22 protein-coding genes are annotated in these 26,650 nt (G+C 67.5%); 8 read left to right on the top strand and 14 right to left on the bottom strand.

Annotated features, from left to right (window positions below; translation table 11 throughout):
- Positions 1 to 70: 70 nt before the first annotated feature.
- On the top strand, positions 71 to 799 hold the full coding sequence (locus AC1RQK_RS23615) for a TetR/AcrR family transcriptional regulator (RefSeq protein WP_492373492.1): 729 nt from the start codon (positions 71 to 73) through the stop codon (positions 797 to 799).
- A 154-nt stretch (positions 800 to 953) separates the two neighbouring features.
- A complete protein-coding gene (locus tag AC1RQK_RS23610; protein WP_492811463.1) occupies positions 954 to 4,052 on the top strand; it encodes a multidrug efflux RND transporter permease subunit in 3,099 nt (1,032 codons plus the stop codon).
- A 230-nt stretch (positions 4,053 to 4,282) separates the two neighbouring features.
- Here AC1RQK_RS23610 and AC1RQK_RS23605 read toward each other — a convergent pair whose 3' ends face one another.
- The 8 genes from AC1RQK_RS23605 to AC1RQK_RS23570 all read right to left on the bottom strand — a co-directional run bounded on the left by AC1RQK_RS23605 (position 4,283) and on the right by AC1RQK_RS23570 (position 10,138).
- On the bottom strand, positions 4,283 to 4,636 hold the full coding sequence (locus AC1RQK_RS23605) for a hypothetical protein (RefSeq protein WP_492811461.1): 354 nt from the start codon (positions 4,634 to 4,636) through the stop codon (positions 4,283 to 4,285).
- A gap of 436 nt (positions 4,637 to 5,072) precedes the next feature.
- Entirely contained in the window at positions 5,073 to 5,492 is a 420-nt protein-coding gene (rnk, locus tag AC1RQK_RS23600; RefSeq protein WP_492373495.1) for a nucleoside diphosphate kinase regulator, read from the bottom strand.
- Positions 5,493 to 6,025: 533 nt separating this feature from the next.
- Positions 6,026 to 6,466, bottom strand: a complete 441-nt coding sequence (locus AC1RQK_RS23595; RefSeq protein ID WP_492373496.1) for a Cd(II)/Pb(II)-responsive transcriptional regulator — start codon at positions 6,464 to 6,466, stop codon at positions 6,026 to 6,028.
- A gap of 100 nt (positions 6,467 to 6,566) precedes the next feature.
- The gene (gene speD, locus AC1RQK_RS23590; protein ID WP_492373497.1) at positions 6,567 to 6,944 is read right to left on the bottom strand and encodes an adenosylmethionine decarboxylase; all 378 of its coding nucleotides are present in this window, start codon (positions 6,942 to 6,944) and stop codon (positions 6,567 to 6,569) included.
- A gap of 10 nt (positions 6,945 to 6,954) precedes the next feature.
- Positions 6,955 to 7,122 (bottom strand): hypothetical protein, encoded by a 168-nt coding sequence (locus tag AC1RQK_RS23585; RefSeq protein ID WP_158001334.1) that lies wholly within the window; start codon positions 7,120 to 7,122, stop codon positions 6,955 to 6,957.
- 6 nt (positions 7,123 to 7,128) lie between these two features.
- Positions 7,129 to 8,649, bottom strand: a complete 1,521-nt coding sequence (locus AC1RQK_RS23580) for a DUF4178 domain-containing protein (protein WP_492811458.1) — start codon at positions 8,647 to 8,649, stop codon at positions 7,129 to 7,131.
- 23 nt (positions 8,650 to 8,672) lie between these two features.
- The gene (locus AC1RQK_RS23575; protein ID WP_492373499.1) at positions 8,673 to 9,707 is read right to left on the bottom strand and encodes an SPFH domain-containing protein; all 1,035 of its coding nucleotides are present in this window, start codon (positions 9,705 to 9,707) and stop codon (positions 8,673 to 8,675) included.
- 44 nt (positions 9,708 to 9,751) lie between these two features.
- On the bottom strand, positions 9,752 to 10,138 hold the full coding sequence (locus tag AC1RQK_RS23570) for a DUF350 domain-containing protein (RefSeq protein WP_492811456.1): 387 nt from the start codon (positions 10,136 to 10,138) through the stop codon (positions 9,752 to 9,754).
- Positions 10,139 to 10,331: 193 nt separating this feature from the next.
- Between AC1RQK_RS23570 and AC1RQK_RS23565 the strand changes: the two genes are divergently transcribed.
- From AC1RQK_RS23565 to htpX, 4 genes are all read left to right on the top strand, one after another.
- Positions 10,332 to 11,912, top strand: coding sequence for a polyamine aminopropyltransferase (locus tag AC1RQK_RS23565; RefSeq protein ID WP_492811555.1), 1,581 nt, complete (start codon positions 10,332 to 10,334; stop codon positions 11,910 to 11,912).
- A 27-nt stretch (positions 11,913 to 11,939) separates the two neighbouring features.
- Complete coding sequence (locus AC1RQK_RS23560; RefSeq protein ID WP_492811454.1) at positions 11,940 to 13,658, top strand: NAD(P)-binding protein; 1,719 nt, start codon at positions 11,940 to 11,942, stop codon at positions 13,656 to 13,658.
- 59 nt (positions 13,659 to 13,717) lie between these two features.
- Positions 13,718 to 14,119: a hypothetical protein gene (locus AC1RQK_RS23555; protein WP_492373502.1), complete on the top strand. Its 402-nt coding sequence runs from the start codon at positions 13,718 to 13,720 to the stop codon at positions 14,117 to 14,119.
- A gap of 161 nt (positions 14,120 to 14,280) precedes the next feature.
- Positions 14,281 to 15,159, top strand: a complete 879-nt coding sequence (htpX, locus tag AC1RQK_RS23550) for a protease HtpX (RefSeq protein ID WP_492373503.1) — start codon at positions 14,281 to 14,283, stop codon at positions 15,157 to 15,159.
- On the opposite strand, the gene AC1RQK_RS23545 is transcribed toward htpX, so the two are convergent.
- From AC1RQK_RS23545 to AC1RQK_RS23535, 3 genes are all read right to left on the bottom strand, one after another.
- The gene (locus AC1RQK_RS23545; protein ID WP_492373504.1) at positions 15,149 to 16,189 is read right to left on the bottom strand and encodes a GlxA family transcriptional regulator; all 1,041 of its coding nucleotides are present in this window, start codon (positions 16,187 to 16,189) and stop codon (positions 15,149 to 15,151) included. The two genes, htpX and AC1RQK_RS23545, sit on opposite strands and share 11 nt — an antisense overlap.
- A 93-nt stretch (positions 16,190 to 16,282) precedes the next feature.
- Positions 16,283 to 17,497 (bottom strand): MFS transporter, encoded by a 1,215-nt coding sequence (locus tag AC1RQK_RS23540; protein WP_492373505.1) that lies wholly within the window; start codon positions 17,495 to 17,497, stop codon positions 16,283 to 16,285.
- A gap of 108 nt (positions 17,498 to 17,605) precedes the next feature.
- Entirely contained in the window at positions 17,606 to 20,911 is a 3,306-nt protein-coding gene (locus AC1RQK_RS23535) for a bifunctional cytochrome P450/NADPH--P450 reductase (protein WP_492373506.1), read from the bottom strand.
- Positions 20,912 to 21,194: 283 nt separating this feature from the next.
- Between AC1RQK_RS23535 and AC1RQK_RS23530 the strand changes: the two genes are divergently transcribed.
- Complete coding sequence (locus AC1RQK_RS23530) at positions 21,195 to 21,866, top strand: TetR family transcriptional regulator (RefSeq protein WP_492811450.1); 672 nt, start codon at positions 21,195 to 21,197, stop codon at positions 21,864 to 21,866.
- Between the two features lie 241 nt (positions 21,867 to 22,107).
- On the top strand, positions 22,108 to 23,238 hold the full coding sequence (locus AC1RQK_RS23525; RefSeq protein ID WP_492373508.1) for a porin: 1,131 nt from the start codon (positions 22,108 to 22,110) through the stop codon (positions 23,236 to 23,238).
- A gap of 402 nt (positions 23,239 to 23,640) precedes the next feature.
- On the opposite strand, the gene AC1RQK_RS23520 is transcribed toward AC1RQK_RS23525, so the two are convergent.
- The 3 genes from AC1RQK_RS23520 to AC1RQK_RS23510 are packed head-to-tail and all read right to left on the bottom strand — an operon-like array spanning position 23,641 to position 26,412.
- Entirely contained in the window at positions 23,641 to 24,504 is an 864-nt protein-coding gene (locus tag AC1RQK_RS23520; RefSeq protein WP_174425798.1) for an ABC transporter permease, read from the bottom strand.
- Between the two features lie 35 nt (positions 24,505 to 24,539).
- Positions 24,540 to 25,337 (bottom strand): ABC transporter ATP-binding protein, encoded by a 798-nt coding sequence (locus AC1RQK_RS23515; protein ID WP_492811447.1) that lies wholly within the window; start codon positions 25,335 to 25,337, stop codon positions 24,540 to 24,542.
- Between the two features lie 58 nt (positions 25,338 to 25,395).
- Positions 25,396 to 26,412, bottom strand: a complete 1,017-nt coding sequence (locus AC1RQK_RS23510; RefSeq protein ID WP_492373510.1) for an ABC transporter substrate-binding protein — start codon at positions 26,410 to 26,412, stop codon at positions 25,396 to 25,398.
- Between the last annotated feature and the right edge of the window lie 238 nt (positions 26,413 to 26,650).

Raw genomic sequence — 26,650 nt, 5'->3', positions numbered from 1 at the left:
GGCACTTATTTGTGCTGAATTCGCCATGTAAACGTTGTTTACAAAGTGAGCGGTGTTTATAATCGCGGCCATGTCCGCCACCCGCCCAACGCAATCCAGCCTGTCGGCCCCGCCTGTGAGTGCACCCGCCACGCCGGTTGCCGCACGCGCCGGCGCGCCCGTTGCGCGGGTCAGCGGTGCCGAGCTGCGGCGCGAAAGTGTGCGCGAAGCCTTTTTCAATGCTGCCCGCGCGTTGTTTGCCGAGGCGGGCTTCAGCGGCGTCACGTTGCGCCGCATCGGCGAGCGCTGCGGCTATAGCGCGGCCGCCATCTACCGGCATTTCGACGACAAGACCGCACTGCTGTTCGAGCTGTGCGCGCAGGACTGGGTACGCCTCGCGGCGGCACTGGCCGCCGCGCGCGCCGCCGCGGGTACGCCTGCCCTGGCGTTGCCGGCCGTGCTCGATGCCTATGTGGCGTGGGCCCTGGCCAACCGCCACAGCTATCACCTGATGATGATGATGGGCCTGCCGGCCGACGCCGAGCGCGCGATCGACCTGCGCTGGGGCGAGCGTTTCCCGGAAGACCCGGTGAACGCGGTGCTGATGGCCTGCGTGCATGACCAGCAAGCCACCGCGCTGATCGATTCCATGTACGACCCCGGCGATGTCACCAACGCGCTGTGGACTGCCGTGCACGGGCTGGCCGCGCTCGATATCACGTTCGAGCACCTGCCCCGCGAGGACTGGCAGCCGCTGGTGCATCGGCAGCAGGTGCTGCTCACGGCGCTGCTGCGCGGCTTCTCCCGACCGTCCCGCTAGAGCGACGGCCAGACACACTTCCCTCACAGCGTTTGTGCCACGCTGCCCGGCGCGTTTCACCGCTCGCATCTCGCAGTGCCCGCGCGCCGGATCCGTTCCACCGCGCCGGCGCGGCGGCTAGCTGCCGCGCCGGCGCAAAACAATCCAATGTGCCATGGCGTCCTTTTTTCTTCGCCGGCCCGCGTTCGCGTGGGTTATTGCCATTCTCACCATGGTGGCGGGCCTGATCGCCCTCACCCGCATTCCCATCGCCCAGTATCCGGCGGTGGCGCCGCCCACCGTGATCGTCTACGCGGACTATGCCGGCGCGTCGGCGCGTACCGTGGAAGATGCGGTGACCGCAGTGCTGGAGCAGCAGATGCACGGCATTCCCGGGCTGCTCTACCTGGATGCCAGCAGCGAGGGCGGCGCCGCCACCATCACGCTGGGCTTCCGCCAGGGCACCGATGCGCAGCTGGCGCAGGTCAACGTGCGCAACCGCGTCATGCAAGCCGAGCCGCTGTTGCCGGAGGCGGTGCGCCGCGGCGGCATCTTCGTGGACCAGGCCGGCAGCAGCCCCTTCATGTATGTCTCGCTGGTGTCGCAGAACAGCCAGCTCGACGAAACCGCGCTCGGCGATTTTGCCGCCGCTTCGGTGCTGCCGATGCTGCGCCGCCTGCCCGGCATCGGCAAGGCGGAACCCTATGGTGCCGAGTACGCACTGCGCATCTGGTTCGACCCCGACAAGCTCAACGCCTACGGCCTGACAGCCGCGGACGTCGAGCAGGCCATCAAGGCGCGCAACGGCGACGTCACCCCGGGCCAGCTCGGCGGTGCGCCGGCGGTGCCGGGCCAGCCCTACCAGGCGCTGGTGCGCCCGCCCCGGCCGCTCGCCGAGCCGGAGGCCTTCGGCCAGATCGTGGTGCGCGCCGGCGGCGACGCCTCGCTGGTACGGCTGCGCGACGTGGCGCGGGTGGAGCTGGGCGCCAGCGACTACCGCTACAGCTCGCGCCACGACGGCCAGGTGGCAGCCTCGATCGGCCTCAAGCTGGCAGACGGCGCTAACGTACTGGCCACCTCGCGCGCGGTGCGCGCCGCGCTTGACGAAGCCGCGCGCGGCTTCCCCGCGGGCATGCGTTACGAGATCTCATCCGACAGCGCGCAGTTCGTCGAACGCTCGATCTGGCGCGTGCTGACCACGCTGGGCGAAGCCACGGCGCTGGTCTTCCTGATCCTCTACCTGTTCCTCGGCAACCTGCGCGCCACGCTGATCCCGGTGATCGTGGTGCCGGTCTCGCTGCTTGGCACTGTGGCCTGCCTGTACGCGTTTGGCCTGTCTCTCAACGTGATCACGCTGTTTGGCGTGGTGCTGGCGATCGGCATCCTGGTCGACGACGCCATCGTGGTGGTGGAGAACGTCGAGCGGATCATGCGCGAAGATGGTGTGGACGCCATGGAGGCGGCGGCCCGCTCGATGCGCGAAGTGTCCGGCGCGCTGGTAGGTGTCACGCTGGTGCTGTGCGCGGTGTTCGTGCCGATGGCGTTCCTGGGCAGTGCGGTGGGCGTGATCTATCGGCACTTCGCCATCACGCTGGCGATCTCCATTGCCTTCTCGCTGTTCTTCGCGCTTTCGCTGGCGCCGGCCATGTGCGCCAGCCTGCTGCGCCATGCCCCGCACCCGCAGCGCGGCCCGCTGGCCTGGTTCGAGCGCGGCTTCACGGCGCTCACCGCGCGCTATGCCGGCTGGGTACTGGCGCTGCAGCGGCGCCGCCTGCGCTGGCTGGGCATCTACCTGGCGCTGGCGGTGGCCGGTGGCGTGCTGATGTGGCAGATCCCCGCCGGCTTCCTGCCAGAGGAGGACACCGGCGAACTGGTGATCGATATGGAACTGCCCGCGGGTGCCACGCAGGAGCAGACGCGCGCCACCGTGGCGACGCTGGAGGCGTGGCTGAAAGCCGGCAAGTATCCCGTGCGCTCGACCTTCGCCGTGCTGGGCTGGAGCAATTCCGGCAACGGCGAGCAGCGCGCCAGCATGTACCTGGCGCTGCGGGATTGGTCGGAGCGCGGCGCCGACGAACGCGCGGACGCAGTGCTGGCCAGGCTCCAGGCCGGGCTGGAAGCGTGGCCTGGGCGGGGACAGGCGCAGCTGTACGCGTATAACGGCGCGGCCCTGCCCGAGCTGGGCAGCACCGGCGGGCTCGACATGCGGCTGGTGGCGCAGGCCGGCTCCGGGCGCGAAGCGCTGTTTGCCGCGCGCGACAAGCTGCTTGCCGCCATCAAGGCTGAGCCGTCGCTGGGCGAGGTGCGCGCCACCACCGGCCAGCCGGCGCCGGCGCTGGACCTGCACATCGACTACGAGCGCGCGCGCAGCTTTGGCGTGGAGCCGCAGGCCATCCACCATGCGCTGTCGGCCACCCTGGGCTCGCGCTATATCGACGAAGTCGCGCGCGAAGGCCGTATCCGCCGGGTGATCCTGCAAGCGGATGCGCCTTACCGCATGGACCCGGCCAAGCTGTCCCGCGTGCATGTGCGCAATGCCAGCGGTGGCATGGTGTCGCTGGGTGCCTTCGCCGAACTGGCCTGGGGCAAGGGCGAAGCGACGCTGGAGCGGTTCAACGGGCTCACCTCGGTGCGCATCAACGCCGAAGTGGCGCCGGGCCACAGCACCGGCACAGCCATGGAACGCCTCACGGCCAGGGTGCGCGAGCTGGGCGGCGCCTACGACGTGCGCTGGACCGGACGCGCCTTCGAGCAGCAGCAAAGCGGCACGCAGGCGCCGTGGCTGTTCGCCTTGTCGATGTTGTTCATCTTCTTGTGCCTGGTGGCGCTCTATGAAAACTGGACCTTGCCGCTGGCAGTGCTGCTGATCGTGCCGGCGGGCCTCGTTGGCGCGCTGGTGGCGATCTGGCTGCGCGGCATGCCGAACGACGTCTACTTCAAGGTGGGCGGCGTGGTGATCATGGGGCTGGCGGCCAAGAACGCCATCCTGGTGGTGGAATACGCCGAGCAGTTGCGCCGCGGCGGCATGGACCTGCTGGAAGCCGCCGGCCAGGCCGCCCGCCAGCGGTTGCGCCCGGTGGTGATGACCTCGCTGGCCTTTATCCTGGGCGTGGTGCCGCTGGCGATCAGCACCGGCCCGGGTGCGGCCGCGCAGCGCGCGGTCGGCACCGGGGTGCTGGGCGGCATGCTGGGCGCCACCGTGATCGGCTCGCTGGCGGTGCCATTGCTCTATGTCTTGATCGGGCGCAGGCGTGCCGGGCGCGAACGGGAATGACAAGGCGCGTGCCGGCCTGCGGCGTTCGGGATAGTCGGGGTGGGGGTCTTGCGAGGCTGCCGGAGGAAATACGAAAGGCAGCTAGTGCGGGGAGCGGCGGGTAAAAATCACCCACCCGGCGGGAGAGAAAAGGAGGAGGAGGTCAGCCGGGCAGGTGGGAGATAAAACGGGGAGCAAAAGCAGTACTTGGCGGCCACCAAAGTGGCCTCCAAGTACCACACGGGTCGGTTTCAGACCCGGTAGCCGTACAGCGAACCGTCGCCGCCGCGCGAGTTGTCCAGCGAGCTGGCTGCGATCTCGCCGCGGAAAGCGCCGCGGGCACCATCGGTGAACGTGTCGAACTTGCCAGCCTTGGCGCCGTCGGTGAACGTGTCGAACTTGCCAGCCTTGGCGCCATCGGTGAACGTGTCGAACTTGCCGGCCTTGGCGCCATCGGTGAACGTATCAAACTTGCCGGTGCGCAACGCGTCGGCGTACACGTCGAACTTGCCGACCTTGCTGTTGGCGGGCGCTGCCAGTGCCGCGGCCGACGAGGCCACCATCAGCACGGCGAGAACGCCGCCAAGGATGCGTTTGGCATTCATTTGGGACTCCTTCAACTGATTGTGTCGTTCTTGCTTTTAATTTGCTGTACTAGCTGCCCCGGCAAATCTATGTTGCGCTGCAGGCACGGACTGAAGATTAGTGGCTTGGCGGGCAAGGAGAAATACCACTGCGACGAATGGTGCGTTGCGAGTCGTGAAACGCTGGAAAGTCGGACGAACGGCGCGGATTGGCCGCCCAATGGCGTGACGGGAGGGCTTGCGAGGGGGCGCGGCGGGTGGCCGAAGCGATGCCTGATGGCCCGCCAGCCCAGGCCTCAGGCCGGTCTGCGGGCGAACAGCTTGCTGGCGGGCTAGCGTTTTGCGGGATGGGCGGCGCCGATGCGCGCGCGCCAGGGCGCCACGACCGGCGCCCGGAATCAGCCTTGAATCGGCCTGAAAGTACCCAAAAAGTGCCGGATAAGTTTTTGACCAGGCCTTATACGGTGTACTGGCCGTTGGCCTCAGGCTGGAAAGACAGCTCCACCACGGTGACGCTTTGCTCACGTCCGTCCGGCAGGCGGTAGCTCACGGTCTGCCCGGCGCGCGCGCCCAGCAGCACACGGCCGATCGGCGACAGTACCGACAGGCGGCCTTCATCGAAATCGGCGGTGTCCGGGTAGACCAGCGTCCAGCGGCGCGGTGTGGCCTCGCCCTCCAGCGCGCACAGCAGGCTGGAGTTCATGGTGACCACATCCTTGGGAATCGCCTCGGCCGGCACGATGGCCGCGCGCTCGAGGATGCTGTCGAGCATTTCAGCCAGCGGCGCGGCGCCGGCGCGGCCCGCGATGCGCTCCAGACGGGTCACGTCGAGCTCGGTCAGGTAAAGGGTCGGTTGTTGTTTGGACGATGCCGTCATGATGAATCCTCGCTAAGTGGCGATGCGGCGACCCGGAACAGGCTGGAGCGATCCGTCGGGGATCGGCTCCTGGCGTTGCCAGGTCATGAAACAAGGTGGGCCGTTACCGGCGGTCAGTACCGGCGGGAAAACCGCGAACAGGGAGTGACTCGGCCCGGTTCAGCGTCTGCCTGCGTTGGGGGGAACGTCAGGCTGGGAACCGGGCAGGATCAAGCGGTGCGCTGATCCGGCGGCAGGCAATCGCCTGTTTGGCTTGTGCGCGCGGCGCCTGGACTGCGCGCACGGTCGCGCCAGCCTGCCCGACAGGGGCAAGCTCGACAGCAATCGGCGACAGGCAGCAAGGCGTCATTGGGTGCGGCAGCAATTGGAATGGAAAATCCGGAAAGCGCGCCATGCGGCGAAACTGACGAGAGCAATGGCTCACTCAAAGGCTTCGTCGCGGGCTCGGCCCGCCGCTTTTTCACCAGCTTGGTGCGCGGCAGGTAAAGGGATCGTAGCATAGCCGGCACCTTTCAGGCACCGGGGCGCAACCCTTACGCGTGGCGCTCCGGATGCGGATGGCACTCGCAGGCGGCGCCGGCGGCAGCTTGCTGCAGGTTCTGCAGGATGCCGCATTCGCTGACCGGATGGGGCTGGTCGCAAGTATGGCGAAGTGCCCGCAACTGCCCTTCCAGCGCCTCCAGCGCCACGCGCTGGGCGTGGATCTGCTCGATCTGGCGATCCAGCAGGCTGTTGATATCGTCGCAGGCCAGGGCCGGATCGCGCTCGAAGTCGCGCAGCCTGCGCACATCGGACAGGCTCATGCCGAGGGAGCGGCAGTGCCGCACGAAGTTCAGCTGCAGCAAATGGCCGTCGCCGTAGCGGCGATAGCCGTTGTCCTCGCGCTGGGGCGCGTCGAGCAGGCCTTCGCGCTCGTAATAGCGGATGGTCTCCACGTCGCAACTGCTGTGCTTTGCAAGCTCACCGATACGCATGCCGACTCCAGGTCACTCCCGACCGCAACAAATACCCTGTAGTAATTACGGGGTTACCCAGCAGTGTAGACCATCGCGGCAAGCCTTGCCAGCTTCGCGCTCAGCCAGGCGCCGGGCCCCGCGCCTGATCGCGCAGCGTAAGCGTGCGCGGCACGAAGGCCGCGCGCACCACCTCCACCGCCAGCTCTGGCCGGGCGGCGCCGCACATGAACACATCCACGGCGGCAAAGCCGTACTCGGGCCAGGTATGGATGCTGATGTGCGACTCCTTGAGCAGCAGCACCCCGGTCACGCCCAGCCCCGGCCCGAAGTGCCGGAAGCGCGCATCCACCACGGTGGCGCCGGCGGCCTGCGCCGCCTGGTAAAGCACGCGCTCGACCAGTGCGGCATCGGCCAGCAGATCGCTCGCCACGCCTTGCATGTCGGCAAGCAGGTGGTGGCCGAGCACGGCCGGGCAAGGCAGGGCTGGCGCGTTCATGGCCGCGGGCTCATTTGTGGCCGCCGCCGGAGGACCAGCCGCTGGAGCCGGAGGAACCGCCGCTCCAGCCACGCGAGCTCGCGTATCCGGACGAGCCGGAACCGGTGGATTCGCCGATGTTGAAGAAGGTCGTGCCGAACAGCACGATGATGCCGTAGACAAGATAAAGCAGGCGCACGCTGACTCAATCCTTTCCGGCCCAGCGCTGGACCAGCCAGATCGGCACCCAAAGCAGCAGGAAACCGATGACGATAGTGAACCAGCCCCGATCGGTGACGAGCGCCACCGGGACATTGAGGATGGCGAGGAGGATGGCGTAGACCTTGGCGCTCTTGCGGCAAAAGGCGAGGTCGGCGCTATTGCCCGCAGCCGATGCGCGCGCTGCCTGCGGCGCGCGGGCGGCCTCGGCCAGCCCCGGGCTGGACTTGAACCACTGCGCCAGCTGCGCGCGCGCCACGGTGGTGGACAAAGTCCAGACGATCTCCGTGCCGGAGGTCTCGCGCGTGAGCCGGCGCGCCGGCTTGCCGAATTCGGTCAGGCGCGTGGTGTCGCCCACCTTGACGCGCCAGTTGAAGGTGCCGGCTGCGTACAGCACCTCGCTCTCGTAGTCGTAGCCCTGCTGGAACGTCTGGCCCTGGTAGCTTGCGGCCGTGCCGGAGACCATGCGCGGCCAGGTATCCAGTACCTCGACCCGGTCCCAGCCGCTGTCCTGCTCCACCAGCCACATCAGGCCACGCTGCTCGTTGAACAGCAGATACTCGACCCAGGTGGAGGCTTCTTCCTCGTCGTTGTCGGTGCACTGCATCAGGCCCAGCACCGTGTACGGCTTGCCGTCGATGTTGCCGATGTCGCCCGGCGCCAGGCTGGTCTTGAGCGCGTCGAGCTCACGCTGCTTTTCCAGCACGAGCGCCGTGGAGGTGGAGCAGTCGATTTCGCTGTGGCAGCTCGGGCAGACCACGAAGCTGGCCACACCCGCGCGGTAGGCGATCGGGCCGCCGCAGCCCGGGCAGGCCAGCGGCACGGCCTTGCCGCGGTAGCGGTCGGCGGTGCCGGCGATCTGGTCGGCTTCGCGCAGCAGCTGGCATTTGAGCTGGTCGAGCGTGACCGCCTGGCCGGTATAGATGGCGGGCGGATCGCCATCGGCGTAGTCGAGCGTGAGGAAACGGCCTTCGTCGCGGAAGTCCGCAACCTGCGCGGTCCAGCCGGCGCCTACCGCGAACGGCAGCTCCCCCTGCCCACCGGTGCAGCGCGCGCTGCGCACGTCGCTGGCCAGGTAGCGATGCTTGTCGAAGTACAGGGGCGTGCCGGGCGTGAGCTGGTCATAGCGCGGCAGCGCCACGCCGTTGAGCTGGGCGGCGGATTGCTCGGCCGTGACGCGCCGCGTCAGCATGTACTGGCCGGAGGCATCCGCCAGCCAGCCGTCGCTGCCGTCGTCGAACAGCAGGTACCACTCGTTCCACAGGCCGGAGTCGTAGCGCAGCTGGATGCGGCCGACCAGGGTGAAGCCCTGCCCGTCCCACTGGCCCGAGGTGTGGATCTGCAGCGGCGTGTAGTCCTCCAGCACGGTGGACATCTTGCCGACGTCCTTGACCGTGTCGGCGTCCTTGAGCAGCGTGCTGTGGCAAAACTCGCACACCACCATCACCGCGGCAGACGAGCGGAAGGCCGCCGGCGCGCCGCAGCTTGGGCAGTTGATTTCTTGCATGCTTAAGGGATAAGGGCGCGCGCTCAGCCGATCAGTTTCTTGAGGATCTCGGCCTTGGCGGTGTCGAACTCCGCCTGGGAGATCAGGCTCTTGTCGAGCAGGTCCTTGAGCTTTTGCAGGCGTGCGGCGGGATCGTCGGCAGGTGCGGCCACTGCGGCCGGCGCCGCTGCCGCAGCGGGTGCGGCAGGCTGGACGCCGGCGGCGGCGCCAAGCCCGCCCGCCATCGCCTGGCCCATCACCGCGCCGGCCGCCAGGCTGGCGCCAAGGCCGGCCACGCCGCCCTCGTTCTGCGCGGCCAGCGGGATCGAGGTGGCGACCTGGTACTGCGTGAACTTCGCCATATCGCCCATCATGCCCATGGAGATACGGGTGTCAATGGCCTTTTGCAGTTCTTCCGGCAGCGACACATTGGTCACCGCGAAGTTATCCAGCGCCACGCCATAGCGCTCGAACTCCGGCGCCAGCTTGTCGCGGATGGTCTGCGACATCAGCGCCTGGTTGGCGGCCATGTCCAGGAAGGGCACCGAGGCGCTGCCCAGCGTGGCGGTCATGGTGGCGATCAGCAGGTTGCGCAGTTGCTCTTCCACCTCGTCGCGGGTGTACTCGGCGCGCGTGCCGCTGATCTCGGTATAGAACCTGGCGGCGTCGGCCACCTTGTACGAGTACAGGCCGAAGGCGCGCAGCCGCACCATGCCGAAATCGGCGTCGCGGATGGTAATCGGCTGGGCGGTGCCCCACTTGCGGCCGATCTGCAGGCGCGTGCTGAAGAAGTACACATCCGACTTGAAGGGCGACTCGAACAGCTTGTCCCAGTTCTTCAGGTACGTCAGCACCGGCAGCGTTTGCGTGGTGAGCTTGTGCATGCCGGGCCCAAACACGTCGGCGATCTTGCCTTCGTTGACGAACACCGCCATCTGCGACTCGCGCACGGTCAGGCTGCCACCGTACTGGATTTCCATATCCTCCATCGGATAGCGCCAGGCCAGTACGCCGTCCGTGTCCTCCGTCCACTGGAGGATGTCGATAAACTGCTTCTTGATGAACGATCCGATGCTCATGGCAATCCCCAGGTTCTCAGCGTTGTTCCAGCATGTTCAGGAAGTCAGGACAGGCAGGCGGCATTGATCAAGCCGACCGTCACTGAAATAGCGCCCATCAGGCCGCCCATGCCGATGTTGTTCGATTCGATCGCTGCATCCATGTCGGGCAGCGCGCGCGCCAGGCCCGCGTAGGCCAGCGCCTGTACCAGCATCGCCCCCACCGACCACACCAGGAACAGCAGGAAGGTGTCGTTGTGCTGGATGCTGGACGACAGCGTAAAGCAAAAACCGATCATCGCCCCCGACAGCGAAAGCGCCGCCGCGAGGTTGCCCTGGCGGATCAGCGCGAACTCGCGAAACGGCGTGATCCTGGTGTAGACTCCGACGAACACCGCCAGCAGGGCAAGGCCGGCCAGCAGGTGCAGCACATAGGCGTAGATGGCTTGCATCTTGATTGTTCTCCGGCTGGTTCTACGACGGTGTTCCGGGCTGCCGCAACAGTAAGCGAGCCGTGAATCGTGAAGCCATATTGGCGATATCAGCATCGTCGGCAGTTCGCGCCCAAGTATATCCGTTGTCCATTTCGGTTCATTACAACTTTTTGCGGTTTGCCAGGCGTGCGCGCATCGCGCGGCGGCTCGCCTGAGCGTCACGCCTGCCCTCCCGGCTTCCTTCCCGGCTTCCTCTTCGAACCCCGATTCCCTAGCCCCGATGCGCGACCGTACCCTTGTTCTTTCGGTGTTGATCGTGGCGTCCTGCGGGCTCGGCTACGAGCTGATCGCCGGCGCCCTGTCCAGCTACCTGCTGGGCGACTCCATTCTCCAGTTTTCTTCCATCATCGGCTGCTACCTGTTCGCCATGGGCGTGGGTTCCTGGCTGTCGCGCTATGTGAAGGACGAAGACGTGCTGGCGCGCTTCATCGATATCGAGATCCTGATCGGCCTGCTCGGCGGCATCTCCGCGGCGCTCCTGTTCGTGGTGTTCGCCTGGCTGTCCGCGCCCTTTCGCACCGCGCTCTACGCCATGGTGTTCGTGCTTGGCGTGCTGGTGGGCATGGAGATCCCGCTGGTCATGCGAGTGCTCAACACGCGCCGCACCGCCTTTGGCGAGCTGGTCAGCCGCGTGCTGACGTTCGACTACCTTGGCGCGCTGGCTGTCTCGCTGGTGTTCCCGCTGGTGCTGGCGCCGCGCCTGGGGCTGTCGCGCACCGGCTTTTTGTTTGGCATGCTCAATGCGGGCGTGGCGCTTGTCACCATCCATATCTTCCGCGACGAGCTCAAGCCGGTAATGTCGCGCATGCTGCGCGCCTCGCTGGTGCTGGTGCTGCTGGCGGGTGGCTTTTTGGCCTCGGGGCGGCTGACCCACTGGGCCGAGCGCGGCATGTTCGGCGACGAGATCATCCATAGTGAAAGCACGCCGTACCAGCGCCTGGTGATCACGCGCTGGAAGGACGACATGCGCCTCTATATCAACGGCAACCTGCAGTTCTCCTCGCGCGACGAGCACCGCTACCACGAGGCGCTGGTGCATCCCGTGCTGCAGGCGCTGCCGTGGGCGCGCCGCGTGCTGGTGATCGGCGGCGGCGACGGGCTGGCCGTGCGCGAGATCCTCAAGCACAAGAACATCGAGCACGTGACGCTGGTCGACCTCGACCCCGCCATGACCACGCTGTTCTCGCGCAGCGAGCCGCTGGTGGCGCTGAACCAGGGCTCGCTCAAGGACGCGCGCGTGCAGGTGGTCAACGCGGATGCCGCGCAATGGATGGAGCAGCACAACGAGATGTTCGACGCCATCATCGTCGACCTGCCCGACCCGTCCAACTTCGGCCTGGGCAAGCTGTACTCGGTGCCGATGTACAAGCTGATGTCGCACCACCTCGCGGAGAAGGGCTATGCGGTGGTGCAGTCCACCTCGCCGTACTTTGCGCCGCGCTCGTTCTGGGATATCGACGCCACGCTGCGCGAGGCGGGCCTGCATACCTGGCCCTACCACGCCTATGTGCCGTCATTCGGCGAGTGGGGCTTCATCGTTGCGGGCAAGCGCGACGACTACACGCCGCCCACACGCTACACCGTGCCGCTCAAGTTCCTCGACGCCGACAGCACCGCGCTGATGTTCCGCTTCCCCGCCGACATGGCGCCGCGCGAGGCGCGTGCCAACCGGCTCAACGAGCAGTCGCTGGTGCATGACTTTGAGCAGGACTGGCGCAATGTCATTCGCTGATCTGCATCCCCCGCAATCGGAGCTGGCATGGACCGCCGCCACTTCCTGATCGCCGGCGCTGGCGCGAGCGGCCTGGGCTTGCTATCCGGCTGCGATCGCCTGGGCGACGATGCCAGCCGCTTCCTGGCCGGCGTCGGCCTGCGCGAGCCCGTGCCCGTGGTGCTGCGCCCCGGCATGGCCGAGGGCCACGCGCTGCGCGATGCCGCCAGCTGGCCGTCGACCGTTTCCGCGCAGGATGAGATCGTGACCGACGTTGCCATTCTCGGCGGTGGCGTGGCCGGGCTCAGCGCCGCGTGGCAGCTGGCGCGCGGCGGCCTGAAGGATTTCCTGCTGGTGGATGGCCCGGAGTTCGGCGGCAACGCGGCAGCCGGGAGTTTCGGCGGCGACCTGGCCTTCCCGCGCGGCGCGCACTATCTGCCGCTGCCCTCGCCCGAATCCACGCACATCCGCGAGATGCTGGCCGACACCGGCGTAATCCAGCGCGACCCGTTCGCCGCGCGGCCCGAGTTCGACGAGCGTGCGCTGGTGCATGCGCCGGACGAGCGCCTGTTCTTCGATGGCAAGTGGCACGACGGCCTGCTGCCTGGCGACGCTGCGCCGGACGAGGAAGCGGCGCAGCACGCGCGCTTTCTCGCGCGCGTCGAGCAGCTCAAGAGCGCGCGCGGCAGCGACGGCCGCAAGGCCTTTGCCATCCCGCTGGCGCTGGCCTCGCAAGACCCGGCCTGGACCCGGCTTGACCAGCAAAGCATGCGGCAGTGGATGCTGGCCGAAGGCTTTACCGCGCCCACCCTGCATACCTATGTGGACTACTGCTGCCGCGACGACTACGGCGCGGGGCACGAGCTGATCTCGGCCTGGGCCGGCCTGTACTACTTCGCCAGCCGCGCGGGCCATGCAAGCGATGCGGCCGACGGCGCCGTGCTGACCTGGCCGGATGGATTGCACGCGCTGGTGACGCGGCTCTCGGCGCGCATCGATGCGCACCGCGGCGTCAAACCTGGCGCCCAGCCCTGGCGCCGTCCCGGCATGGCGCTGCAAGTGCAGGAGCAGGGCCGTGGGGTGTCGGTGCTGTGCGCCTGGTGGCCGGATGGCGTTGGCGCCCGGCCGCCGCGCCTCTACCGCATCCGTGCGCGCCGCGTGATCTGCGCCATGCCCCTGCATGTGGCCGCCCGCGTGGCGCCGCTGCGCGAATTCGGCTTCGACCCGGCGCGTCACCTGCCGCCCACCGCGTCCTGGATGGTGTCCAGCTTCCGCCTGCAGGGCTTCCCGCCGGAAGCGCCGGGCGTGCCGCTGGCGTGGGACAACGTGGTGCATGGCGGACGCGGGCTGGGCTATGTGGTGAGTACCCATCAACTGATCCGGCAGGCAAAGCCGGCAGCCACGGTCTTTACCGCGTACTGTCCGCTGGACGTTGCGGCCAGCCCCGGCGCGGCGCCGCGCTCGCTCGCCGACACCCGCCGCTGGCTGGCCGAGGCCAGCGCCGCCGAGCTGATGGACTATGCCACCACCGATCTGCGCACGGTCTACGGGCGCGCCTTCTGGCGCCACGCGGATGCGGTGGAAATCACGGTGCGCGGGCACGCCATGGCCTCGCCGCGCACGGGCTTTCTGGGCAATGCCGGCGCCGCGGCCCTGCGCGCGGCCGATGGCCGCATCCTGTTTGCCCATGCGGACCTGTCGGGCGTGTCGGTGTTCGAGGAAGCGGCGTGGTGGGGTACGCACGCCGCGCGGAATATCCTGGGCTGAGCGTGGCAGAGTGATGCTTTCGCCATAACATGCCGCGGCGGCGCATCCTGTAGAATTCCTTGCTCGATTTCGTGTCGAATCCCCCGACACGTGATCCCAACCCCAATTTTTTTGTGCGCGCAATCCGCTTCCTGCTGCTGCTCCTGATGCTTGCCGTCATGCCCTTCCAAAGCTGGGCAGGCGTGCGCACGTGCGCAGTGGGCAACACGATGCAGGCGGATTCATGCAGCACCTTGGCACAAGATGCCGCTGTCGCCCCGGGCCCCGCTGACGTTGACGTTGGCAGTGCCGGCGACGCCAAGGATCCGTCGCAGCCCGGCGCCGACCTCGCCGAATCCCTGTTGCCGGCCTCGCCCCCGCGCTTCACCGCAGGGCTTGCCCGCAGCGCAACGCCCGTGCACCGCGCGGGCGTCATGCCCGACCCCGACCTTCCCCTTCAGCAGCGCCCTCCCAACGCCTGAGCCTCCCCCGCGCGCGCTGGCCTTGCGTGCGCTCGTAGTCAGGTTCCCGGTTTTCCTGTCGTTAGTCTCCTGCACGCGGCGCGCCAGGCCTTGGCGCTGCGCGTGCTGGCGATGCGCGCCCCTGTTTTCACCATGGCATTGATCACTTCCTCACACAAAAAATGAAACGCGTCCTGCTCTTCCTGGCGACCAACCTCGCCGTCATGCTTGTCCTCAGTTTCACCGCCAGCTTGCTGGGCGTGAACCGCTTCCTCACCGGCAACGGCCTCAACCTCGGCATGCTGCTGGCATTCGCCGCGCTGATGGGCTTCGGTGGTTCCTTCATCTCGCTGCTGATGTCCAAGACCATCGCCAAGTGGTCGACCGGCGCGCAAGTCATCACCCAGCCCAGCAACGCCACCGAAGTCTGGCTGGTGCAGACCGTGCAGAAGCTGGCTGACCGCGCCGGCCTGCCGATGCCTGAAGTCGCCATCTATGAAGGCGAAGCCAATGCGTTTGCCACCGGCGCCACCAAGAAAAGCTCGCTGGTCGCCGTTTCCACCGGCTTGCTGCAAACCATGTCGCACGACGAAGTGGAGGCCGTGCTCGCGCACGAAGTCGCCCACATCGCCAATGGCGACATGGTCACGCTCACGCTGATCCAGGGGGTGGTCAACACCTTCGTGATCTTCCTGGCGCGCGTGGTGGGCTACTTCGTGGATTCGATGCTGCGCAAGAACGATGAGGAATCGAGCGGCCCCGGCATCGGCTACATGATCACGGTGGTGGTTTGCGAGATCGTGTTCGGCATCCTGGCCAGCATCATCGTGGCCACCTTCTCGCGCCATCGCGAATACCGTGCCGATGCCGGCGCGGCCAAGCTCATGGGCAGCCCCACGCCGATGGTGGCGGCGCTGCGCCGGCTGGGCGGCCTGGACTCCGAAGGCCTGCCGCAGAACATGCAGGCGATGGGCATTGCCGGTGGCAAGTCGTGGATGTCGCTGTTCTCCAGCCATCCGCCGATCGAGCAGCGCATTGCCGCCTTGCAAGCTAAGGCCTGAGGCCCTTGCCGGACTCCTCTGGCCTCGCCCGGAACGCTGCCCGATAGCGTTCCGGCGTGGTCTGCACATGCCGCTGGAACGCCTGCCGCATCACGTCGGCGTTGGCAAATCCCGTCGCACGGGCGATGCCATCCAGGCGTCGCCCATCTTCCTCCAGCATCCTGCGCACCGCTTCCACACGTAGCCGCTCCACGTAGCGCGCCGGCGTCTCGCCGACCTGCCGCGCGAACACGCGCGCGAAGTTGCGCGGGCTCATCGCCACGCGCTCGGCCAGCACCTGCACCGACAGGTCGCGCGCCAGGTGCTCCGCCATCCAGGCCTGCAATTCGCGCAACTCCGGGCTTTGCGCGCTCTGCGCCTGCAGCAGCGTGGAGAACTGTGCCTGGCTGCCGGGACGGCGCAGGAACAGCACCAGTTCGCGCGCCACGGCCAGCGAGGCGGCATGGCCGAGATCGTCCTCCACCAAGGCCAGCGCCAGGTCCATGCCAGCGGTCACGCCGGCCGAGGTGTACAGATCGCCCGCGCGGATCCAGATCGGGTCCGGGTCCACCTGTACCAGCGGATGGCGCTGCGCCAGCCGCGCGGCGTGGCGCCAGTGCGTGGTGGCGCGATGGCGGTCCAGCAGCCCGGTGCGCGCCAGCACGAACGCGCCGGTGCAGACCGCGCCGAGGCGGCGCACGCGCGGTGCCTGCGCGCGGATCCAGTCAATCAGGCGCGCGTCGTTGGCTGCCGCGGCGTGGCCTGAGCCGCCGGCGATCAGCAAGGTGTCGATCGGCCCGGGCAGCATGTCGCCGATGCGATGATACGGCGCGTCGGCCAGCAGCCGGATCCCGCTTTCGGTGCACACCAGGCCGTCGTCGCGCACGCTGGCAATGCGGATGTCGTAGGCCGGCGAGGCCCGGCCGGGGAGCCGGTTGGCATGGCCGAAGACCGCGCTGGGCCCGGTCACGTCGAGTTCCTGCGCCGGGTCCGGCGCGACGAGCACGACGATGCGCGGCGGATCATTCGGCAAGGGATGGCTGGCAGGCATGGACGGTGACCCAGGGCGAGAGTGTGCGTGCGCGAGTGCGCTAGTGCGCTAGTGCGCTAGTGCGGTTGCCGCCGATCATACCGGCGCCGGCGCTTATCCGGCCAGCACCGCCGCGCGCGGCGTGCCGCGCCGCCAGCCTAGCGTGACCAGCAGCGCCACCGCCAGCGCTGGCAGCACGGCGAGGTTGACGGCCTGCCAGCCATAGCGGTACAGCACCTGCCCGGCCGCGAGCGTGGCCAGCGCGGTCAGCGCGGCGGCGGAGAATTCGGCCAGCGCCTGGGTCCGCGCGCGCTCGGCGGGCCGGTAGCTTTCCGCCAGCAGCGTGGTGCCGCCGACAAACATGAAGTTCCAGCCAATGCCAAGGCACAACAAGGCGACATAAAAGGCTGGCAACGCCGTCGAGGCCAGGGCCACGAGCGAACCCATTGCAGCGAGCGCGATGCCGCACATCAACATCGGCCCGCGCCCAAAACGCTGCAGCAGCCAGCCGGAGAAGAAGGACGGCGCGTACATGCCCACCAGGTGCCACTCGATGATCTGCGCGCCCTGCGTGATGGTATGGCTGCATGCCACCGCGGCAATCGGCGTGGCAGTCATCACGAACATCATCACGGCGTTGCCGATGCCGTTGTTGGCAAACGCCGCCAGGAACACCGGCTGGCGCGCGATCTCGGCGAGCGGGCGCGCGGGCAACGCCGCGGCGCCATGATCGGCCGCCGCCGCGCCTGCGTGCGCCTTTGGCTCGCGGTAGCCAAGGGCCAGCAGCAGGACCGTGGCCATGCCGAACACCGCGACCACCGCATACGATCCGGCAAAGGGCTGCGCCACCATCAGGTCGCTGCTCCACGCGGCGATGGCGGGCCCGCACACGGCGGCCACCACGCCGCCGGTGAGCACGGTGGAAATGGCGCGCGGCTTATCCACAGGCGCGGCGGCGTCCGCCGCGGCCAGCCGGTAGAAGCGCGCGAACGCCTGGAACACGCCGACCAGCGCCGTGCCCACGCAGAACGCCACGAAGTCATGGTGCGAGATGGCCCACACCGACACCAGCCCGCCTGCGCAGCACGCGAGCCCGCCGAGCGAAAAAGCGATGCGGCGCCCCAGCCGCTCGATCAGGAAAGCGGCCGCGATGGCGGTGAGCGCCGACGCCACCGTGATCAGCGCGAACGGCAGCGTGGCCAGCGCCTTGTCGGGCGCGAGCGTGTAGCCGACCAGCCCGGTCAGGGTCAGGTCGACCGACAGCGCCGAGGTGAACAGGGCCTGGCAGATTGCCAGGACCCGGGCTTGGGACATCGCGGGACGTGCCATCGGGCGCTCCGGTGAGGAAGAGACGGGGATGGCACCGAGCGTACGAAAAGCGCGAGCGTGGTGGCTGACAATGATCCGCAGAATCCTGCCAACTCGCTCCTGGCTGGGCTAGTTGAACACGTCCTGGCGGTAACGTCCCTGCGCCACCATGCCTGCCAGCCAGTCGGAGGCCGCGGCCTCGCTCATGCCGCCCTGCTGCGCCGCGATCTCGATCAGCGTGCGCCGAACCGCCGGCGCCATCTGCCGGCCATCGCCGCACACATAGATCGTGGCGCCGTCCTGCAGCATTGCCCAAATGGCCTGGCGATCGCGCCATAGCAGATGCTGCACATAGCGCTGGTCCGCAGCGGCGGTAGTGGAGTAAGCCGCATGCGCCTGCACCACGCCCTCGGCCTGCCAGCGTGCGACGTCATCGCGGTACAGCCAGTCGTGCCCGGGATGGCGGCAGCCGTAATAAAACTGGCTGGCGGCTACCGCCTGTCCGGCGGCCTTCTGCGCCGCGCGCTCTTCCAGGAAGCCGCGGAACGGCGCGATGCCCGTGCCTGGCCCGACCAGGATCATCGGCCGCGCCGGGTCGGGATCGGGCGCGAAGGCCGGGTTGGGCGTGCGGATCGCGGCCGCCACCACCGCGCCAGGTGCGAGTCCTTGCAGCCAGGTGGATGCCACGCCACGGAACATGCCGCGCCCCGAAAGCGCGGGCGACCACACGGTGCCGACCGTGATCGTCGCCACGTCCGGTGCGACCAGGGGCGACGACGCGATGGAATAGAAGCGCGGCCGCATCGGCACTGTGCAAGCCAGCAGGCCCGGCAGCGTGAGCGCGATGGCGGGGTGGCTGACCAGCACATCCACCAGCCCCAGCCGCTGCGACGCCACGCGCGCCGCGTAGCCCTCTTGCGCGTGGTCCGAGCCGAGCCGCTCCAGCGCCGCACGCGTGAACGGGCAACGTGTGTATTGCAGCAGCGTGCGCAGCGTCTGGCGCGACACCACGTCTTGCAGCTCGATGAAATGCGTCAGCAGTTCGCGCAAGGGCAATGCCTCGTCCAGTGGCAGCCCGCGCGCGGCGCAGCCAGGCGCGGCGGACAGCGTCACCATGGCGTCGGGATCGAGATCGAGCCGCTCGCACAGGTCCCGCACGGTGGCGGGATGGTTCTGTGGATACACCGCAAGATGATCGCCGCTCGCGTAGCTTGCGCCTTCCGGCAGGCGCAGCTGGATGTCGCGCGTGGCGGTGCGCGGCGCTTCCAGCGCGAAGTCCCACAGCCCCGCCGGATCGTTCACCAGCTCCGTGTTGGCCAGCACCGTGAAGGCCTGCGTCGACGGCGGCAGCGTGCTGGCACGGATGGTGGCGATATCGCGCAGCCGCACCGCGATCTGGCTGGCGCCCGCCGCATCGGGTGCCGCGCCCTGCTCCACGCGCAGCGCCTGCAGCGATTGCCACAGCGCGGCGAGCCACGACTCCGCAGCCTGGTCGAAGTCGCCATTGCCATCCGCCTCGCCCCGCGCGAGCAAAGGCGCCGCGCCGGCCGCGCTGAAGAAGTCGTGCAGCCGCTTGGGGAATGCCTGGTACGTGGCCCATTGCGAATTGCCGCAGCCTAGCAACGCAAAGCGCAGGCCTTCTGCGCGGTAGCCGCCGGCATCGCCGCTATCGAGCATCGCTTCGAAGCGTCGCGCTGAATCGGGTGCGCGCCCGTTGTAGGTCGCCGCCACGATCACGGCAAGCCCATCGGTGGGCAAGGCGCCTACGGCTTCGTCCAGGTCGCGCAGCGTGGCGGCAAAGCCGGCCGCCAGCGCGCCGGCGTGGATCTGCTCGGCCAGCTCGCGCGCGGTGCCCAGGCTGGAGCCGCACAGCACAGCAAGGGGCTGGCCGTTGCCGCGCACCGCCGGGGCTTGCGACTGCGCGCTGGCAGCGCCGGGCGCAGCCGCGGCAGCAATGCGCTCATGCGCCCGGCGCCGCCGTGCACGCAGCGTGAACGCATCCGGCTTCAGGGTCAGCGTTTCCTTGATGCGGAACTGGTAATCGTGCGGATCGCTGAACTGGAAATTGCGCAACATCAGGGCCAGCGCGAGCTTGGCTTCGGTCAGCGCGAACTGGCGGCCGATGCAGGCGCGCTCGCCATTGCCGAACGGCTTGTAGGCGTGGGGATGGATCCTGGCCTCGTTCTCGGGCAGGAAGCGGTCGATGTCGAAGGTCTCCGGATCGGCCCACACTTTCGGGTCGCGGTGCAGCGCGGTGAGCACCACCGAGACGCGCCGATCCTTGCGGATCAGGTAGCGCCCGCCGATCACCGTGTCCTCGAATGGCGCCACCGCAAAGGCGGGCGCCGTGGGCCACAGGCGCAGCGTTTCCTTGAGCACGCGGTCAATCACCTGCAGCTTCGCCAGGTCGGCATAGACCGGCGGCGCGTCGCCCGGCAGCACCGCGTCCACCTCGGCATAGGCTTGCGCCAGCACGCCGGGATGGCGCAGCAGCTCATACAGCGCGAACGTGAGCAGGCCGCTGGTGGTCTCGTGCCCCGCGATCAGGAAGGTGATGACCTGGTTGCGGATGTTCACGTCGTCCAGGCGCTGGTCGGTATCGGGGTCGCGCGCCTCCAGCATCAGGTTGAGCAGGTCGTGCGCGGGCGGCTGTCCGGCGTTCTTGCCGGCCGCGGCGCGGCGCTGCCGCACCACGTCATCCACCAGCTCTCGCATGTACTGGATATCGTCGGCGAACTTGCGGTGCGCCTTGTGCATGAACTTGTCCTGCAGCGCAAAGCGCGTGAGCTTGCCCATGGCCTCCTCGAGCGCGCCGACCATGGCGTCGATAAAGGGATGGAGCTGCTCGCGCGAGAACGAATCGAAGTCATAGCCGAAGCCTGACAGCGCAATGGTGTCCAGCGTGAGCCGGGTCATGTCGTCGGCGATCGGGATGTCGGTGTCGGCGCCCTGGCGGTCCCACTTGTCGACCAGCCGGTTGGCCGCGCGCAGCATCACGTCGAAGTAGCCCTTCATCGCGCGCTGGCTGAAGGCGGGCATCAGGATGCGGTGAGCACGGCCCCAGTTCTCTTCCTCGGCATGCGCGGTGAACAGGCCGTCGCCAGCCAGGTCGCGCAGGTACGACAGCGGCGGCCCGACGATCTTGCGAAAGTGCTGCCCATCCGACAGCTCGCCCACCAGCGCGGCGTCGCTCACGAACGCCACCCGGCGCCCGGCGAAATCCAGTTCGAAAATGCCATCGAAGGCGCGGCTGCGCGCCAGCAGGTGCTGCCCGACCTTGCCCGGCGTGACCTGCAACAGGTTGCCAACCAGCGGCCAGCCCGGGTCGCGCGGGATAGGTTCGAGCGAGCGTGCGGGCTGCGCCGCCGGAATGGTTGCTGCGGTTGCCGAGATTGCGGCCGGAGCGGCGGAGGCGGGAGTGGAGGCGCGCTGCATGTTCAGGTCACCAGATGGTAGTCGGCGGGCGAAACGCCGGGGTTGGGCCAAGGGGCTCAGGCGCCGCCTTGTGTCTCTTGTTCGTTTTTCTGTTTTCTGCCGGGTGCATGACGTACATGACGTACATGACGTACAAGGCTATCCCTGCAAGTCGACGTAGACAACCGTCTACTTTTGCAGCAAAGTAGACGAATGTAGACCGAGTGTCAATTCCAAACCGGATTCGCTCTAGCCGGCGTATTCAAGCCGGTGTATCCCGGCCTTAACTTTTTTGCCTCACACCATGGAAGACGTTGCCGGCGGCAAACGCAAACTGATCGACGCGGCGCTGCGCCTGGCGGCAGCCAGGCGCAGCTTCGCAGGCCTCGGCCTGCGCGAGCTCGCGCGCGAAGCGGGGCTGAACCCCAATACCTTCTATCGCCACTTCCGCGACATGGAAGACCTGGCGCTGAGCGCCGTGGCCGAGGTCGGCAACGAACTGCGGCCCATGCTGCGCGCGGTGCGCTGGGCGGTGGCGCAGGACAACCCGGGCGAGGTCGCCACCCGCGCCTGCGACGCCTTCTTCGCCTACGCCGATGCCCACCCCGACGCCTTCTTTGTCGGCGTGTGCGGCAGCACCGGCCCGCAGCCGGCGCTGCGCGAAGCGGTGCGCCAGGTGCTGGCGGATATCGCCGGCGAGATGGCGGAAGACATCGAGAGGCTGGCGCTCTGCCCGGGCCTGTCGCGCCCCATCGTCGACGACCTCTGCGGCTACGTGGTGTCCTACCTGTTCCACCTGTCGACGGACTATCTCGAAGATAACGCCAAGGGACGCCGCCTGCGCATCCAGCAATCCAAGCAGTTGATCAGCTGGCTGCTGCGCGGCGCAGCCGAACAGCAGCGGGCGCAGGATCAGCCGGCGCCCGTACCCGCACCTGCGCGCAAGCGCAAGCCAACGGAACGCCGGCCGCACTGAGCGCGCCGGCCGCTGCGGCTGCGTTTGCAATGCGGGCGGCAAGCGCCTGAACAAGCGGCTGAACGCCAGCCCTGCCGGGTCTCCTCGGTATTTTCCCTGAGCCAGCCGCGCAACGGCGGGAAAGCTGGATGAAGGCTTGCCATGCCTACGATGCAGGGGCTTCTCTCATGGCCGGGACACGCGTCCCGCCCCCGAGCAGCCGGATTCATCGACAAGACTAGCGAGCCCCGAGGAGATCAACTTGAAAGCCCAAACCAAAACCACAGCCCTCGCGCTGGCAATCGGCGCGGCCTTTGCCGGCCACGCCAACGCGCAATCGAACGTGACGCTGTATGGCCTCATCGACACCACCATCAGCACCATCAGCAACGCCGACGCCAAGGGTGACCGCCTCACCGGCTACCACCAGCCGGCGTGGTTCAGCGGCAACCGCTGGGGCCTGACTGGAGCGGAAGACATCGGCTTCGGCACCAAGGTGATCTTCAAGCTGGAGAGCGAATTCCAGAGCTACAACGGCGCGATGGACACCCCCGGCGTGCTGTTCAACCGCGACGCCTGGGTCGGCATCAACAGCGATGTCTTCGGCAAGCTGACCTTTGGCCGCCAGAATGCACTCGGGCGCGACCCGATGGCTTCGGGCCTCTATGGAGACCCCTACGGCCCGGCCGCGATCACGACCGAGGAAGGCGGCTACACCAACAACAACAACTTCAAGCAGCTGGTGTTCTACGCGGGCAGCGCCACCGGCACGCGCATGGACAACGGCGTGGTGTGGAAGAAGCTGTTCGACAACGGCCTGACCGCCGGCGCGGGTTACCAGTTCGGCGAAGTGCCGGGCGCGCCGTCGCGCAACACCACGGAGACGGTCACCCTGGGCTACAACGGCGGGAACTTCCACGTCTCGAGCTTCTTCACGCAGGCCAACGTGAATGGCCAGCGCAACCGAACCTATTCGGCTGGCGGCAACTATGTGTGGGGCATCGTGCGCGCCAGCGCGGGCTATTTCCACTACACCGCGGAGCAGGGCGCGCTGGGCCAGCGCAAGGACGACGCCTACACTGTGTCGCTCAAGATCGACCCGGCAGGCGCCTTCGACTATGAGATCGGCTACCAGATGATGAAGGCCGGCCACGCCGCCCTGAATGCCGACGGCTTCACCATCAATGCTTATGGCAACACCGCTGGCTCCACCGCGACCGACAGCGGCCGCAAGAACACGGTGTACGGCTCGATCTTCTACCACTTCTCGAAGCGCACCGAGGTCTACCTCGCGGCCGACTACATGTTCCTGCAGCACGGCTATCACGCCGCGCAATCGAACGGCTTCGCGCACCAGAGCGAATTCGCGGTGGGCATGCGCACGCGCTTCTGACCCCCGTTGCATCGGCCTGCGCCTGGCGGCGCGGGCCTGGCTCCGAACTTTCCTTGTCCCGGCCACAAGCCGGGTTTTTTTCGCCTGGCGGCATCGTTCCGTGCTTCTTCCGTGCTTCAAGTGTGCCGCCATCTCCCACTTGTGAGAGATGGGCTGGGGTGAGAGGAAGAGACTGCCGTCGTGATGGCGTGCGGTGTTGGCCCTTCCGTCGGCTCCGTTCAATGCCACTGGTCTGCTCCCCTCTCCCACTTGTGGGAGGGGCCGGGGGAGAGGGCGGGCGCTCGCAGGAAGTCCGGCGAACCAAGTAAAAAGGCCCACCCCGACGGGGAGTCGGCGTGGGCAAGGGAGATGGCGTCCCGGCGCGTGCGTAGCGCTATTGCGCTGTGCCGCCGCGACGTAAGGTCAGGCCAGGTTGCCCGGCTTCCATTTAAGCAGGCGGTTTTCCAGCGTGGTCAGCAAGAAATCCGCGGCAAGCGCCACCACCGCCAGCACGATCATGGCGGCGAACACGCCGCTGGCATTGAAGGCGCCCTGCGCCGTGGCGATCAGCAGGCCGATGCCCTGCTTGGAACCCAGGAACTCGCCCACCACGGCGCCGACCAGCGCGAAGCCGAAGCTGACGTGCAGGCTGGCCAGGATCCAGCTCAACGCCGACGGCACCACCACGGCGAAGGTCAGCTGCCGTTTGGACGCGCCGAGGATCTGCGCATTGGCGATCAGGTAGCGGTCGGCTTCGCGCACGCCCTGGAAGGCATTGCCGAACACCACGAAGAACACCATCACCACCGCCAGTGCCACCTTGGAGGCCATGCCCAGGCCCAGCGCGATCACGAAGATCGAGCCCAGCACCACGCGTGGAATGGAGTTGGCAATCTGGATGTAGATGCTGAACACATCGGCCAGCAGCTTGTTGCGCCCGAGCACGATGCCGCAGATCACGCCGGCGACCGAGCCGATGAGGAAGCCCAGCCCGGTCTCTTCCAGCGTGACCGCCACCTGCTCCAGCAGCGGGCCCTGCGAGGTGCCGTTGACGAACCAGTCATAGATCTGCTCCGCAATCAGCGAGGGCATGGAGAAGAAGAACGGGTCGATCCAGTGCAGCCGCCCCGCCAGCTCCCAACCGCCCAGCGCCACCACCAGCAAGGCAATGCGCAGGGTGATGATCAGTTGGCGGCGCCGGCGCATGGCTAGCCTGGCTTCCCGTTCAAAGACGTCGAGTTCGTCGGCAAGGGCCGTGTTTGCTTCCATATTCATTGGTATTGGCATTGGCGTTGGCATTGGCTACGGTTGGCGGCGCGGCATCAGTCGATGTGGACTTCTTCGCGCAGATCGGCCCAGATCTCGCGCGACAGTTCGACAAAGTGCTTTTCGTAGCGGATCTCCGAAGTCACGCGCGGGCGTGGCAGGTCGATCTCATAGACACGCTTGAGGGTGGCCGGACGCGCACTCAGCACGAAGACCCTGTCGGCCATGGCGATGGCTTCTTCCAGGTCGTGCGTGACGAACACCACCGAGCCGGCGTTCTGCGACCAGAGCTGCAGCAGCTCGTCCTGCATCAGCGTGCGGGTCTGCATGTCCAGCGCGCTGAATGGCTCGTCCATCAGCAGGATCTGCGGGTTGTTGATGAAGGTCTGCGCCAGCGCCACGCGCTTGCGCATGCCGCCCGACAACTGATGCGGGTAGTGGTTGCTGAACTTGGCCAGGCCGACCTTGCGCACCCATTCCTCGGCCAGGCCATAGGCCTGGTCGCGGCCGGCGCCGCGGAACAGCGGCCCGGCCGCCACGTTGTGCAGCACCGAGCGCCACGGGAAGACCGCATCGGCCTGGAACACGAAGCCGATGCGCGGATCGATGCCGGTCACGCGTTTGCCCATCAGGCGCACCTCGCCGGTGCTCGGCTTGAGCAAGCCGGTGATCAGGCTCAGTGTGGTCGATTTGCCGCATCCCGTCGGCCCGACAATGGCGACGAACTCGCCCTTGCCCACACACATGGAGAAGTCGCGCAACGCCACGGTGGCAGTGCCATCGGGTGCGATGAAGCGGCAGGAGACGCGCTCGAATTCGATGGCCGGCGCATCTTGCGGCATGGTATTGGTCATGAGGTTTCCTTGCAGTGCGCGCGCGCCGGCGGCGCGAACCGGTTGTTCGCCTGGCGCCTCACTTGGCGGCGCGGTCGACGAACTCGTTGGTAAAGGTGCGGCCCAGTTCGATGTGCTTGCCCTTGACCGTCGGATCGAACGAGGCGAGCACCTTGAGCACCGTTTCGGGGCCGCCGGCGGGCATTCTGCCGTCGTCGGTGAACATGGGCAGCGAGGCGCCCAGGGCCTTGACGTAGAGCTCGCGGTTATTGCCGTAGTAGTCCTTGGGCATCTTCTGCGCGATCTCCTCAGCGCTGTGGGTCTTGATAAAGCGCATGGTCTTGACGAAGGCGCGCGCCAGCTTCTGCACCTGCTCCTTGTGTCCTTCCACCCAGGTGCGCTGCATATAAAGGCTGGAGGCCGGATAGAGCCCGCCCAGCGCCTGGGTGGTACCCTCGGCCGTGCGCATGTCGACCAGCACCTGCGCCTCACCGGTCTTGAGCAATTGCGAGATGGTGGGCTCGGTGGTCATGCCGGCATCGATGCGGCTCTGGCGGATCGCGGCCATGAAACTGTTATCGGCGCCGACCGGCAGCACCGTGTACTGGCTGGGCGCCACACCCGCCTTGAAGGCCAGGTACTGCGTCAGGAAGTTGGTCGACGAGCCCAGGCCCGTCACACCGAGCGTCTTGCCTTTCACATCGGCCATGCTCTTGATCTGGCCGGCCGCACGCGTGGCCACCATCTCCACCTCGCCCGGCACCTTGCCGAACACCACCACGGCCTCCACTTCCTTGCCCTTGCTCTGCAGATCGATGGTGTGATCGTAGAAGCCCACCACGCCCTGCACCGCGCCGGCCAGCAGTTCGTTTTCGGCGTCGACCCCGGCCGGCTGCGAGAGGATCTCGACATCGAGCCCCTCCTCCTTGAAGTAGCCCAGCTGCTCGGTCAGCCTGGCCGGCAGGTAGATGATCTTGGTCGCGCCGCCCACCATGATCGACAGCTTTCCATCGGCCGCCTGCGCCGTGTGCGCAGCTGCAAGTGCCGCAAGTGCTGCGGAGGCCATGGCAAGCGCGCCCTTCCTGTATGCATTCATCTTTGTCTCCCTTGTTTTGCTGGCGCCAGGTCTTGGTGGCCGGGGCATGATTGGGCTCTGGTTACGGCGTGCCTCCGCGCTCGCCGGGGCCACAGCGCGGGGTTCGAAGCATTCTAGGCAGCGCAAACCTTCACGCAGCTTTCGCCGCATCTCAGGGAATATCCCGATGCGGTGCTGTGTCTGCGGCGTGGCGGGCAGTGGTAAAAGGAGACCCCGGCAACAGTAGGTCCTCACCAGA

The sequence above is a fragment of the Cupriavidus sp. GW822-FHT02D05 genome (assembly GCF_058802485.1).
This window is presented reverse-complemented; position numbering and strand designations above follow the sequence as displayed.

Bases quoted from the DNA above. Each gene is read 5' to 3' on its own strand.
- AC1RQK_RS23605 (WP_492811461.1), bottom strand. From the start codon at position 4,636: ATGAATGCCAAACGCATCCTTGGCGGCGTTCTCGCCGTGCTGATGGTG.
- AC1RQK_RS23540 (WP_492373505.1), bottom strand. From the start codon at position 17,497: ATGGCACGTCCCGCGATGTCCCAAGCCCGGGTCCTGGCAATCTGCCAG.
- AC1RQK_RS23595 (WP_492373496.1), bottom strand. From the start codon at position 6,466: ATGCGTATCGGTGAGCTTGCAAAGCACAGCAGTTGCGACGTGGAGACC.
- AC1RQK_RS23570 (WP_492811456.1), bottom strand. From the start codon at position 10,138: ATGCAAGCCATCTACGCCTATGTGCTGCACCTGCTGGCCGGCCTTGCC.
- speD (WP_492373497.1), bottom strand. From the start codon at position 6,944: ATGAACGCGCCAGCCCTGCCTTGCCCGGCCGTGCTCGGCCACCACCTG.
- AC1RQK_RS23535 (WP_492373506.1), bottom strand. From the start codon at position 20,911: ATGCAGCGCGCCTCCACTCCCGCCTCCGCCGCTCCGGCCGCAATCTCG.
- AC1RQK_RS23560 (WP_492811454.1), top strand. From the start codon at position 11,940: ATGGACCGCCGCCACTTCCTGATCGCCGGCGCTGGCGCGAGCGGCCTG.
- htpX (WP_492373503.1), top strand. From the start codon at position 14,281: ATGAAACGCGTCCTGCTCTTCCTGGCGACCAACCTCGCCGTCATGCTT.
- rnk (WP_492373495.1), bottom strand. From the start codon at position 5,492: ATGACGGCATCGTCCAAACAACAACCGACCCTTTACCTGACCGAGCTC.
- AC1RQK_RS23510 (WP_492373510.1), bottom strand. From the start codon at position 26,412: ATGAATGCATACAGGAAGGGCGCGCTTGCCATGGCCTCCGCAGCACTT.
- AC1RQK_RS23615 (WP_492373492.1), top strand. From the start codon at position 71: ATGTCCGCCACCCGCCCAACGCAATCCAGCCTGTCGGCCCCGCCTGTG.
- AC1RQK_RS23575 (WP_492373499.1), bottom strand. From the start codon at position 9,707: ATGAGCATCGGATCGTTCATCAAGAAGCAGTTTATCGACATCCTCCAG.
- AC1RQK_RS23530 (WP_492811450.1), top strand. From the start codon at position 21,195: ATGGAAGACGTTGCCGGCGGCAAACGCAAACTGATCGACGCGGCGCTG.
- AC1RQK_RS23545 (WP_492373504.1), bottom strand. From the start codon at position 16,189: ATGCCTGCCAGCCATCCCTTGCCGAATGATCCGCCGCGCATCGTCGTG.
- AC1RQK_RS23515 (WP_492811447.1), bottom strand. From the start codon at position 25,337: ATGACCAATACCATGCCGCAAGATGCGCCGGCCATCGAATTCGAGCGC.
- AC1RQK_RS23610 (WP_492811463.1), top strand. From the start codon at position 954: ATGGCGTCCTTTTTTCTTCGCCGGCCCGCGTTCGCGTGGGTTATTGCC.
- AC1RQK_RS23520 (WP_174425798.1), bottom strand. From the start codon at position 24,504: ATGCCAATACCAATGAATATGGAAGCAAACACGGCCCTTGCCGACGAA.
- AC1RQK_RS23580 (WP_492811458.1), bottom strand. From the start codon at position 8,649: ATGCAAGAAATCAACTGCCCAAGCTGCGGCGCGCCGGCGGCCTTCCGC.